Source organism: Streptomyces macrosporus, from assembly GCF_039533145.1.
GTDB classification, from domain to species: domain Bacteria; phylum Actinomycetota; class Actinomycetes; order Streptomycetales; family Streptomycetaceae; genus Streptomyces; species Streptomyces macrosporus.
Map to the genome: position 1 here is coordinate 182,261 of NZ_BAAASZ010000003.1, position 12,189 is coordinate 194,449.

Annotated in this window: 7 protein-coding genes; 1 reads left to right on the plus strand and 6 read right to left on the minus strand. The window is 74.7% G+C overall.

The features are described 5' to 3' along the window. Positions 1–163 precede the first annotated feature (163 nt). From ABD335_RS01260 to ABD335_RS01275, 4 genes are all read right to left on the minus strand, one after another. Positions 164–1,798 carry a hypothetical protein gene (locus tag ABD335_RS01260; RefSeq protein WP_344320102.1) on the minus strand — a complete coding sequence of 545 codons (1,635 nt, stop codon included), beginning with the start codon at positions 1,796–1,798 and terminating at the stop codon, positions 164–166. Between the two features lies 1 nt (position 1,799). Then, positions 1,800–2,543, minus strand: coding sequence for an ABC transporter ATP-binding protein (locus ABD335_RS01265; RefSeq protein ID WP_344320103.1), 744 nt, complete (start codon positions 2,541–2,543; stop codon positions 1,800–1,802). A gap of 239 nt (positions 2,544–2,782) precedes the next feature. Next, entirely contained in the window at positions 2,783–4,246 is a 1,464-nt protein-coding gene (locus ABD335_RS01270; protein WP_344320104.1) for an FAD-dependent oxidoreductase, read from the minus strand. A gap of 32 nt (positions 4,247–4,278) precedes the next feature. Next, positions 4,279–5,514, minus strand: a complete 1,236-nt coding sequence (locus ABD335_RS01275) for a polysaccharide pyruvyl transferase family protein (RefSeq protein ID WP_344320105.1) — start codon at positions 5,512–5,514, stop codon at positions 4,279–4,281. A 483-nt stretch (positions 5,515–5,997) separates the two neighbouring features. Between ABD335_RS01275 and ABD335_RS01280 the strand changes: the two genes are divergently transcribed. After that, the gene (locus ABD335_RS01280) at positions 5,998–8,868 is read left to right on the plus strand and encodes an FAD-binding and (Fe-S)-binding domain-containing protein (protein ID WP_344320106.1); all 2,871 of its coding nucleotides are present in this window, start codon (positions 5,998–6,000) and stop codon (positions 8,866–8,868) included. A 52-nt stretch (positions 8,869–8,920) separates the two neighbouring features. Here the strand turns inward: ABD335_RS01280 and ABD335_RS01285 are convergent, their stop codons facing one another. Further along, positions 8,921–11,050: a SpoIIE family protein phosphatase gene (locus tag ABD335_RS01285; protein ID WP_344320107.1), complete on the minus strand. Its 2,130-nt coding sequence runs from the start codon at positions 11,048–11,050 to the stop codon at positions 8,921–8,923. 229 nt (positions 11,051–11,279) lie between these two features. After that, entirely contained in the window at positions 11,280–12,119 is an 840-nt protein-coding gene (locus tag ABD335_RS01290) for a pectate lyase (RefSeq protein ID WP_425583515.1), read from the minus strand. Between the last annotated feature and the right edge of the window lie 70 nt (positions 12,120–12,189).

The following is a 12,189-nucleotide window of genomic DNA, read 5'->3' on the forward strand; positions in this document are numbered from 1 at the left end:
CCGGAAGTCCGTCCGGGTCGGCGGAGTTGCGGCCTCCGACGGGCGGCGCGGGGTGATCGGGTTCCGGCGGGACGGCCTCGGCCCCGTGTCCGCGGTGGTTTGTTGGGTGTTTCCGCGCGGAGACCGTCGCACGCCGGTGAGCGGCGCGTTCCTCCCGCGGAGGTCACCCCTGCGACCGGTGCGCGGTACGCCGGGCCCAGCCGAGGCCGCCCGCGGCGACGGCCAACAGCCACACCGACTGTCCGGCGCCGTACTCCCCGCCGCGGGCGGCGTCGGCCACCACCGGGGCGACCAGGACCAGCAGCGCCAGCATCCCGCGCAGGTACCAGAGCCCGATCTGAAGCGGCGCGGTGTTCCCCATCGGGGTGTCGGTCCCCGTCAGCAGGTGGACGGGGAGCTGCCCCCGGTACGCCCCCACCAGCGCCGCCCCCACGCACGCCGGCACCGCCGTCGGCGCCGCGAGCAGGGCGGGGGTCCACCGGCCGCCGGCCGCGCACACCGCGCAGACGAGGCCCGTCCCGAGCGCCAGCAGCAGCGTGGGGACGGCGGCGTGCCACAGCGCCAGGGCGCGGGCACCGTACGGGAGCAGGGCGGCGCGGCGCACGTCGTCGCTCTCCAGCCGGGCGGGCTCGACCAGTTGCGCGGCGGCCAGGTAGAGGAACCAGGTGCCGGCCACGGCGGACACCGTGCCGGCCGTCCCGCCGTGGCCGGCCGCGAAGACGAGGGCCGCGCCGCACGACGCGCACCACACGGCGGCCCAGCCGAGCCTGCCGGGTGCTCGCAACAGCCCGCTGAGGTCCCGCCACGGCATGACCAGCCAGGGCGTGCGAGGAGCCGGGATCCGCAGCGCCGGACGGGCCCTCCGACCGGCCCCCACGCGCGTCGCGGAACGCGCCTGGCGCAGGTCCAGCGAGAAGAGCGAGGCGCTGACGCGGTCGGCGACGGTCGCGCGCAGCCGGAGGGACTCCTGGGAGATCCCCGGTACCGCACGGACCGCGAGCCGTACGCACCCCGCGACGCAGCAGGCCCACAGGAGCGCCGCGAGGAATCCCCCGCCCGGCGCCCCGCCCACCGTCGCCTCGACGAGCGGCTGGACCGCCCAGCCCCACGGCGAGATCCACAGGGCCACCGTGTGCGCCCAGGGCGGAAGGCCGTGGACGACCGAGACGACCGGCAGCGCGCCGAGCACGGCGACCGCGCACCAGGCCGCCGCGAAGATCCTCCGGCCCCTCCGGGCCAGGGCCCGCTCGTACCGCACCACGAGGGCGCCCGACGCCGTTCCCAGGAGCGCCGTGCCGAGCCCGGCCCACGCCCCGGCGGCGGTGGCCGGCCCCCAGGCGCCCGCGGTCCCGGTGGAGAGCAGGAAGCCGAGCACGCCGCCGCCCAGGAGTCCGAGCAGCGCGGCCACGATCGCCGACGAGACCAGCCGGGGTGTCAGCAGGGGCCCTCGCGCCAGTGGTTGGGGAAGGAGCCAGGCCACGGTCGCGCCGTCCAGCAGGACGGGGCCGCGCCATGTGGCGCTGCGGGCCATGACCAGCGTCACGAGGGCGAGCAGCGCGGGCGCCCACAGCGGCAGGGCCTCCAGCAGCGGCGCGGGCCGGTCCTCCAGCGCTCGGGACCGCCCGAGCCGGGCGGCGGCCAGCAGGACCGGCGTTCCCCACACCCCGCCGACCAGGGCGAGGGAGTACACCAGGAAGGCGACGTTCCGGCGCTTCTCGGCTCGGTGGCGGCCGCGGACCGCCCGCAGGAACGTCAGGGTGGCGACGGTGCTCTCGTCACGGTGGACGTCGGTACGCACGTCAGCCGAGGACCCCGGGCGCACGCTCGTCCCCCGCCTCCTCCGTCGCCTGCCCGTGGTCCCGCGCGATCCCGTGGTCCAGCACGACCACGGAGTCGGCCACCGCCTCGGCGAGCCGGTCCTGGTGCGTGGCCATGAGGATGGCGGTGCCGCGCTCCTTGTGGCGCGCCAACCGCTCGGCCAGTTCGCGGCGCGCCCCGGCGTCCAGCCGTTGCTCGGGCTCGTCGAGGACGAGCAGTTCGTGCGGGCGGACGAAGGCCGCGGCGAGCAGCAACTGCTGGGTCAGTCCGGACGACAGCGCCGAGGGGAGCAGGTCCGCGTGGTCCGCGAGGTGGTGGTCCTCCAGTGTCTCGGCGACCCGGTCCCGGGCGCCGTCCCCGAGGCCGTGCGCCAGGGCCACCAGCATCAGGTGCTCCCGCACGGTCAGATCGGGGTAGAAGGCGCCGGGGTCCAGCACGGTGGCGATGCCGGACCGCGCCCGGGGACGGTCGCCGTCCAGTTCCTCGCCCGCGAACAGGACCCTGCCGGAGGTCGGACGTTCGCGTCCCGCCGCCAGCCTCAGCACCGTCGACTTGCCCGCTCCGTTGCTCCCCATGAGGGCGACGCACCGGCCCGGTTCCACGCCGAGGCTCACCCCCCTCACCACCGGGACCTCGCCGTAGGACCGCGTCACCCGGTCCATCTCCAACAAGGCCGTGGTGGCCTTCCCGGAGTCCCCCGTCCGCCGGTGCTCTGTCGTCGACATCGTCGACAGCGTAGACAGCGTGGGCGGGACGTGCCACGGACTTCTGCCGCCGCAGGGCCCGCCCCGCCGTTCCGCGGTCCGGTCCGCCGGGGTCGGAGGGGCGCGGGGGTCCGTGGCCGAGGCGGTGCCGGCCTCGTCCCGGTCGGCGGTGTCCCGCCCGCGCCGCGACCCCCGCACCGTCGCCGACGAGCGGCCGGCGGGCGGCGCCGGAACCGGCGCCGCCCGCGCGGTGGGAGGGCTCAGCCGGCCACGGCCGCCTCGACGATGCCGTCGTCCAGGCCGGCGGCGAGGTCGTCGCGCAGACGGGCGCCCTGGCGGAGCAGTTCCCGCTGGACCAGCGTGTGGTCGACATCGCGCGGGAGACGTCCGGCCCGTACGGCGAGGGCCGCGCAGACGCCCGCGGCCTGGCCGGTCGCCATCGAGATGGGCATCACCCGGTACGACGAGTGGGCGACGTGCGTCCCGGAGATGCAGCGGCCCGCGACCAGCAGGTGGTCGGTGTCGCGGGGCAGCAGGCAGCGCAGCGGGATGTCGTAGGACTTCCCGCGGGGCACCCGCTTCAGGACCGTGCCGGTGCCCTCCGGATTGTGGATGTCGATCGGGTAGGCGCCGTGCGCGATGACGTCCGGGAAGGTCCGCGCCGCGAGGATGTCGTCCCCGGTGAGCTTGTAGTCGCCCATAATACGGCGGGTCTCCCGCACACCGATCTGCACGCCGCTCTGCACCACGTACGACTGCTCGAAGCCCGGCACGCGGGTGCGCAGGAAGTGGTGGATCCGGTCCATCTGGCGGCGCGCGGCGTGCTCGGCGCGGCTCAGGTCCCACACGCTGGTGCCCAGCGCCCCGGTGACGCGTGTGCTGTTCACGCTCACTTCGTCGGGGTGCGGGGTGGCGAAGAACAGGACGTCCTCGCGCGGCAGGTCCAGCTCGCCCCGCTCCGTCGCCTCGCGGACGAGGTCCCACAGCCCGTGGACGCCCCGCCACTGGTCGGGATGCTCCCGGACGTAGTCGGCGAAGCGCGGCTGGAGGAAGTTCGCGACCCGGAACATCAGCGTCATCGGCTGGACGAGCCCGTCCTCCGCCCTGCCCACCTCGTACGGCGCGCCGGAGGCGGCGGCGATGTCGCCGTCCCCGGTGCAGTCCACGACGGCCTCGGCGTCGATCACCACGGGCCCCGACTTGGTCTCGAAGACGACCCTCCGGCCGTCGTCGAGCGGGAGCACCGAGGAGGCGAAGGAGTGGAACAGCATCCGCACCCCGGCCTCGTCCAACATGTCCATGGCGACGATCTTGAAGGTCTCCGGATCGAACGGCACGGTGTAGCCGGTGTCGACGGAGGGCGTGATGCCGCCGCCCCGCTCGATGAGTCTGTTCAGCAGTCGCCACAGGACGCCCGCGACCACCGGCTCGCCCTCGCCGTGGTCGGTGGGGAGCAACCGGGTGTCGTCCCCGGGGGCGGCCTGTCTCTTCTCGTTGTGGAACGACATCAGGGGCATGACCAGCGCCGCCGTCGCGTTGCCGCCGAGGAACCCGTAGCGCTCGACGAGGAGCACGTCGGCCCCGGCCTCCGCGGCGGCGAGCGCCGCCCCGATCCCGGCCGGGCCGCCGCCCACGACGAGCACGTCGGTTCTTCCTCCGAACCGCGCGGGCCGGGGCGGGAGGGTGACGGTGCGCTGCTCGGCGGGTCGGCTGGGTATCGGCATCGGTTCCTCCGGATTCCGCGCGCGTGCCCAGCTCACCGTCCGCTGGTGGCCGTGCCCCCGCTCATCGGCCGCCGGGCCCCGTTGAACCGTCGGTCCAGCGGGCCCGAGGCGGGGTGGGAGGAGGGTCGTCGCGCCTCGATGTCCTCCAATAGGGTACGGCAGCGTTCCCATGTTTGTCCGGAGAGATCACGCAATGCACTGACATGGGAATACATCTCCTCCTGCCGCCGGGGGTGTTCGTCCCACAGCCGGTCCACCTCCGCCAGCAGCAGCCCGGCCTGTTCCCTGACCACCCCGACCAGCGCCGGAGCGCCCATCCGCCGCGCGAAGTCGAACACCTTCCCGGCGTAGGGAAGGGGGAGGAACGGCACGCCGGCGACCGCCGCGAAGATCAGGAAGTGCAGCCGCATGCCGACGGCCAGGCTCAGGCGGTTCATGAACCCCAGGATCTGCCCCGGGCTGTAGACGCCGTTGAGGATGCGTCCCCGGTCCGGGGGCGCGGACATGTGGGAGAGGATCGCGTGCGCGTGGCGCACGTCCTGCCGCTCCATCGGCATGAACACCACGTGGGTGTCGAAGCGGCTGACGAGGAAGTCCGCCACCTCCGCGAGCAGCGCGTGGTAGTCCTCCACGTCGAGGTTCTCGGCCGCCCGGCCCGGTTCGCGCACCGACATGCCCACCAGCCGGACGCCGTTCGGGATGCCCTCGTACAGCAGCATCTGGTCGGTGAACTCCTCCGGGGGGAGCAGCAGCGCCGGGTCCGCCGTGACCGTGATCTCGCGATCGACGCCGGCCTCCTCCAGGACGAGCTTGGACTCCCCGTCCCGCACCACCACGTCGTCCATCTCCGTGATCACGGTGCGTACGGCGTGCCGGTCGTCGGGATCTCGCAGCGGGCCCGCGCCGACGGCGTAGGCGAAGGTGCGGACTCCGAGGGCGTGCGCCGCCTGTACCAGGCGCAGGTAGCGGCGCGCCTCGCCGTCGTACAGGATTCCGCCGCCGCCCAGGATGAGCAGGTCGAGGCCCGACACGGAGAGCATCATCCGGTCCTGGTCGAGGCTCTCCCAGCCCACCACCTCGTCGGCGGAGTCGTGGTGGGCCCTGGTGTGCTCGGGGTTCCTGCTGAAGACGATCAGCCGCGCCTCCGGGCGCCAGGCGCGCAGGTAGCCGAGCACGCACGTCAGGATGGACTCGTCGCCGATGTTGAAGCCGCCGTACGAGCCGAGCACGCCGATGCGCAGAACACGTCGGGGGGTGTCACCGGTCATTCCCGCCTCCCACGCGTCGGGGCCGATCCGGGCGGCGCGCCGAGACGGCCGTGGGGCCCTCTCGGCGAACCCCTCCCGAATCCCCTTGGCGGGGCCCCCCAAACACCGGGGCGCGGGCGCCGACCACCCGCCGGGGGTTCGGGGCCCCGGACCGACCCCGGAAGACCGGTCCGGAAGGCCCCCGGAGGATCACTGCCGTGATGTCGTCCCGGATCGGTCTCGTCGGGTGCTGTCGCCCCGCCGGCCGGCTGCGTATCCTTCACGGCGTTCCGGACGTTGGATCACCGTATCGACCAGGGAAGAGGTCGGCCGTGGAGCTCCGCAGCGCGCAGTGGTACGCGGACGGGGGCCGCGCGGCCCCCGTCCACCGGACGGAGGCGCGCCGCGGCGCGCGGGGCGGAGCCGTCACCGGCCGTCCGAGGAACGCCGTCGCCGGTGCCGGCCCGGCCTTCCTCCCGGGCGCCCGCGGTTCGGGGGTGAGCCGTGAAGCGCGCTGACCGGGGGGCGCGGCGTACCGGGCGCGGGCATCGGGGCGGCGATCCGCTCCCCGTCGACGCCGATCTGGTGGCCGGGCTGGAGGAGGCGGTGCCGGGCGCGGTCGCCGCCCGCGTCTCCGACCGGCTCTCCTTCGCCCACGACGCCTCGCACTACCTGCTCGTGCCGCAGGCCGTGGTCACCCCGCGCGGCGCGGAGCAGGTGGCCGCGCTGCTGCGCTTCTGCGCCGCCCGGGGCGTGCCGTTGACGTTCCGCTCCGGCGGCACCAGCCTGTCGGGCCAGGCCACGAACGACGGGGTGCTGGTCGACACCCGCCGCAACTTCCGCGGGATCGAGGTCCTCGACGACGGCGCCCGCGTCCGCGTGCAGCCGGGCGCCACCGTGCGGGCCGTCAACACCCGCCTCGCCGCCTACGGCCGCAAGCTCGGGCCCGACCCGGCCAGCGAGTCCGCCTGCACGATCGGCGGCGTCGTGGCCAACAACTCCAGCGGCATGGCCTGCGGCACCGAGCGCAACACCTACCGCACGCTGGAGTCGGCCGTCCTCGTCCTGCCCGGCGGCACGGTCCTCGACACCGGCGCGCCGGACGCCGACGAGAGGCTGCGCGCGCTCGAACCAGCGATCCACGCCGGGCTGGCCCGGCTGCGCGACCGCGTGCGCGGCAACCCGGCGTCGGTGGCGACGATCCGCCGGCTGTACGCCATCAAGAACACCATGGGCTACGGCGTGAACTCCTTCGTCGACCACACCCGCCCGGTCGACATCCTCACCCACCTGGTGATCGGCAGCGAGGGCACGCTCGCCTTCGTCGCCGAGGCGACCTTCCGCACCGTCCCCGCGCACTCGCACGCGGCCACCGGCCTGCTGCTCTTCCCGGACCTCGCCGCCGCGACGGGCGCGCTGCCGGAGCTGGTGGCCGCCGGGTTCGCCACCGTCGAACTCCTCGACGCCACCAGTCTGCGCGTCGCCCAGCGCGACCCGCGGGCCACCGGGGACCTGCGCGGCCTGGCCGTCCGCGACCACGCGGCCCTGTTGGTGGAGCACCAGGAGCCGACCGCCGAGGAGCTCCGGGACCGGATCGCGGCCTCGGCCGGCGTCCTCGACGCGCTTCCCCTGGCGACTCCGGCCGCGTTGAGCGCCGAGGCGGACGAGCGGGCCGCGCTGTGGCACATCCGCAAGGGCCTGTACACCGCGGTCGCCGGGGCCCGCCCCTCGGGCACGACCGCGCTGCTGGAGGACATCGCCGTCCCCGTCGACCGGTTGCTGTCCACCTGCACGGACCTCACCGGGCTGTTCGACCGGCACGGCTACACCGACAGCGTCGTCTTCGGCCACGCCAAGGACGGCAACGTCCACTTCCTGCTCAACGAGGACTTCGACCGGCCCGACCTCCTCGACCGCTACCTCGCCTTCACCGACGACCTGGTCGACCTCGTCCTGGGCCAGGGCGGCACGCTCAAGGCCGAGCACGGCACCGGGCGCATCATGGCGCCGTTCGTCCGCCGTCAGTACGGCGACGAGCTGTACGACGTCATGCGCGAGGTCAAGCGTCTGATCGACCCGCACGGGCTCCTCAACCCGGGCGTCCTGCTCAACGAGGACCCGTCCGTCCACATCAGCCACCTGAAGTCGACGCCGACCGTCGAGGCGGAGGTGGACCGCTGCGTGGAGTGCGGCTACTGCGAGCCGGTCTGCCCCAGCCGGGACCTCACCACCACGCCGCGCCGGCGGATCGTGCTCCGCCGCGAGATGGCCCGCGCCAGGGCCGAGGGGAACACCGACCTGCTCGCCCGGCTGGAGAGCGAGTACCGGTACGACGCCATCGACACCTGCGCGGTCGACGGCATGTGCCAAACGGCCTGCCCCGTGCTCATCGACACCGGTGACCTGACCCGTCGACTGCGCGCCGAGCGGCGCGGCCGGCTCGAACGGCGGACGTGGACGTCGGCCGCCCGGCACTGGGACGGCGTCACCCGCGCCGCCGCCGGCGCGCTCACCGTCGCCCGCGCCGCGCCCGACGCCCTGCCCGCCGCCGCCACGGCCGCCGGGCGGGCGCTGCTGGGCGAGGAGTCCGTGCCCGCCTGGTCCCCGGACCTGCCCCGCGGCGGGGACCGGCGCCGCCCCAGGCCGGCGAGGACGCCCGAGGCGGTCTACTTCCCGGCCTGCGTCTCCACCCTGTTCGGGCCGGCCGACCCGGACTCCGGCCCCGGCGTCCGCGACGCCTTCCTCGCCCTGTGCGAGCGGGCCGGCGCCGAGGTCCGGGTGCCGGAGGGGATCGCCTCGCTGTGCTGCGGGACGCCGTGGAAGTCCAAGGGGCTGACCGACGGCCACGCGGCCATGCGCGAGCGGGTCGTCCCGGTGCTGCGCCGGGCGACCGACGGCGGGAGGCTGCCCGTGGTGGTGGACGCCGCGTCCTGCACCGAGGGCCTGGCGGGGATGCTCGCCGAGGAGGGCGTCCGGGTCGTGGACGCGGTCGCGTTCGTCGACTCCGTCCTCCTGCCCAGGCTGCCCGCGGCCCGGCGCGTCCCCTCGATCGTCGTCCACCCCACCTGCTCCTCCGCCCGGCTCGGCCTCGATCCCGCGCTCCTGCGCGTGGCCGCCGCGGCCGCCGAGGAGGTCGTACGGCCGGAGGAGTGGAGCTGCTGCGCCTTCGCGGGCGACCGGGGGCTGCTGCACCCGGAGCTGACCGCCTCCGCGACCGCGGCCGAGGCCCGCGCCGTCCGACGCCACCGGGCCGCGGCCCACGTGTCGGTCAACCGCACCTGCGAACTGGGCATGACCCGGGCGACCGGGCACCCCTACCGGCACGTGCTCGAAGTCCTCGAAGCCGTGACCCGGCCGCCGGCGCGGCACGTGTGACCGGCCCCTCGCCGGAGGCGGGGCGCCGCGTCAGGCGAGGGGCCGGTCACGGTCATGCGGGGCGGTGCGCGACCTGGAGCAGGAGGAGGGCCGTGTCGTCGGTGCGCCGCCGGCTGGGGCGGGCACGGTGGAGGATGGCGTTGACCAGGTGTTCGGGGTCCTTGCCGGGGGTGTCGGCGAGGAGGCGGGCGAGGTCGGCGATGCCCTGGCCGATGTCGGTGCCGGGCACCTCGACCAGGCCGTCGGTGTAGAGGGCGAGGGTGGCGTCCGGGGGCAGGGCGGTGTCGACGACCGGGTAGTCGGCGTCGGGTTCGATGCCCAGGAGCAGGCCGGGCGGGACGTCGAGGGGGTGGGTGCGGCCGTCGGGTCGGCGCAGGAGCGGGGGCGGGTGACCGGCGTTGGCGATGGTCGCGCGGCGGTGGGCGAGGTCGATGTGGGCGTAGAGGCAGCTGGTGAACAGCCCCGAGTCGAGGTCGGCCAGGAGGCGGTTGGTGCGGCGGAGGACCTGGCCGGGGGGCGCGCCGGCGGTGGCGTGGGCGCGGATGGCGGTGCGGACCTGGCCCATGAGGGCGGCGGCCGCGACGTTGTGGCCCTGGACGTCGCCGATCACGGCCGCGGCGGTGGTGCGGGTGAGGCGGACGAGGTCGTAGAAGTCGCCGCCGATGTCCATGCCGCGGGTGGCGGGCAGGTAGCGGGCGGCGATCCGCAGGCCCGGGACGACGGGGAGCGTGTGGGGCAGCAGGGCCTGCTGGAGGCCGTGGGCGAGCTGGTGCTTGGCGTCGTACAGGCGGGCCCGGTCCAGGGCGTGGGCGATGAGCCCGGCCAGGGAGGTCAGCACCGCCCGCTCCTGGGCGGTGAACGGATGGGGGCGCTCGTAGGACAGGACGCAGCAGCCCACGGGCCGCCCGGAGACCATCAGCGGCAGGAACGCCCACGCCTGCTTGCCGGTCGTCCCCGATATGCCGGGGTGGAGGCGCTCCAGTTCCTCGGGGGAGGGGAAGAAGGCGGGGGCGCCGCTGCTGAGGACCTGGGTGGCCGGGAGGGCGGAGGAGCCCAGGGGGGCGCCCTGGAACCGTTCGAGCACCGCGCGGTCGTAACCGCGGTGGCCGACGATGCTCAGCCGGCTGGCGTCCGCGGTGTACAGGACCAGCCCGTCGGCGCCGAAGGCGGGCACGATCTGGTCGGCCACGAGGTCGACCACGTCCCGCACCCCGATGGTCTCGGTCAGGGCGGCGGCCAGGTGCATCAGTTGGTACAGCTGCCCGACCCGGGCCGGTGCGACGGTGTCGGTCGTCCCCCGGGGCGGTGCCGACGAGGGGCGGGGGCCGGTGCCGGCGGGGGTGATGCGCACGCTGATGCCGCTGGCGTCGGGGTAGAGCAGGAAGTCGAGCCACCGGTCGGGCGGTCGGCACGCGGTGTAGGAGACGGGCTGACGGCTGACGACCGCGGCGCGGTAGCGGTCCTCGTAGACCGGGTCGTCCAGCCAGGGCAGCGCCTGCCACGGGCGCGTGCCCAGCAACTGGTCGGCGCCGCGCCCCAGCAGTTCGGCGGCGCCGCTGCTGAGGAAGGTGATCCGGCCTTCCAGGTCCAGGGCGACGCAGCCGCCGGGCAGGCGTTCGGCGAAGTCGGCGGCGGCCTGCGCCGACTTCGGCCCGGCGGGGCGGCCGGTGTCGACGGTCAGCTCGCGCGGCCGGTCGGGCGGGGTGATCGGCCGGCCGTCGTGGGCGGCGTCCTCCAGCAGGTGGGCCAGGCGCCGGCAGCTGGAGGCGATGTGGTCCCGCTGCCTGGGGGTGATCCGCGGCGGGTGGGTGCCGGGCCACAGCAACAGCAGCGCGCCCTGGGGGCGGGTGGTGGCGACGGGCGCGGCGGCGAGCGCGAAGCGGTAGGGCAGGGCCACCGCCGTGTGCGGGTAGTCGCGGGTCATGTCCTCCTGGCCGCCCACCCACACCAGGCGGTCCTCGCGCACCGCGTCGGCCACCGGGAACGGCGCGGCCGGCGCGACCACCCGCCACGGCGCGATGAACTCGACGGGCGCCCCGGACAGGATCGTCAGGCGCAGCGTCCGCTCGTCCGGGGTCAGCAGGTACAGGCCGGCCGCGGACGCGCCCGTGGTGCGCATCGTGTCCAGGAAGGCCGCGTCCAGCGCTTCGGTTCCGTTCGTCACGTCACCGGTGTCGGCCATCGGGCGTCCCTCGCCGGGCCCGGCCGGACGCGTCCGCCGCACGGCACCGGCGTGTCGCGCTCGTCCGTCCGGGCGGCGGCGCTCCGTGCCGCAAATACCACACATCATCCATATTGGGACAATATTCCCAATCGGCAACGTTGGCGCGACAGGGGAAGCGGACCCGGGGCGACGGACAGGCCCGCGGACGCGAGGCGTCCGCGGGCCGTGGATCACTCGGAGGCGCGCATCACCTGTAGGTGATGTCGGAGGCGGTGTACAGGCAGTTCACGCCGTCCGGGCCGCTTCCGATCTTGGTGGGCTCGCCGCTGGTGACGCCCTTGTACCGCTCGCAGGGCACGATCTTGCGGCTGGAGTCGCCGACGATCGTGACCCTCGTCAACCGGGCGGTGTCCCCGTAGTTGGAGTTGATGCCGGCCAGCGACTTGCCGGGGGCGGTGACGGTGACGTTCTCGATCACCACGTGGCGCTGGTACTGCTTGCTGCAGTTGCCGCAGGACCGGTAGAGCTTCCCGAAGTCCTCGACCTGGAAGTTCCTGATCACCATGCGGCCGGGGCCGTTGTGCTGGAACACCTTGTCGGACGCCTTGCGGGCGCCGCCGCCGTCGATGGTCATCGTCTGGGAGGCGGACGTGCCCTTGAAGGTGGCCGCGTCCTCGCCGACGTCCTCCCACCAGACGTTCTGCAGCGTGCAGGTGCCCTTGCAGTGGATGCCGTCGGCGGCGGGGGCGCCCAGGATCACGTTCTTGAGCACGGCGCCGTCGGCCAGTTCGAAGAGCGGCCCCTGGTCCTCGTCCTGGCCGCCGGAGCCGAGGTCTCCGCTGCCGTAGTAGCGGACCATGCCGCCGTCCCTGGTGCCGCTCACCTTGATCGTGCTGCTCACGGCCTGCTGGCCGGTCGGCGAGGGCCAGGAGGCCGCCGTGGCGGAGGTCCCGCTCGCCACCGCGGCGGGGAGGGCCAGGGCTAAGGCCGAGAGAAGGACGGTGCCGGCCTTGGCCGCGCGCCGCCGGTTGTCGGTGAATGCCACGATGCTCCTCTTCACTGTCGTGGGGGGTATGCGCTTTCGCATGAGTGAAGTGCTGCAGCGCCCCGAACTTAGAGAGCAAGCGCTTTCATGTCAATGCTGTGAACACTCCTTT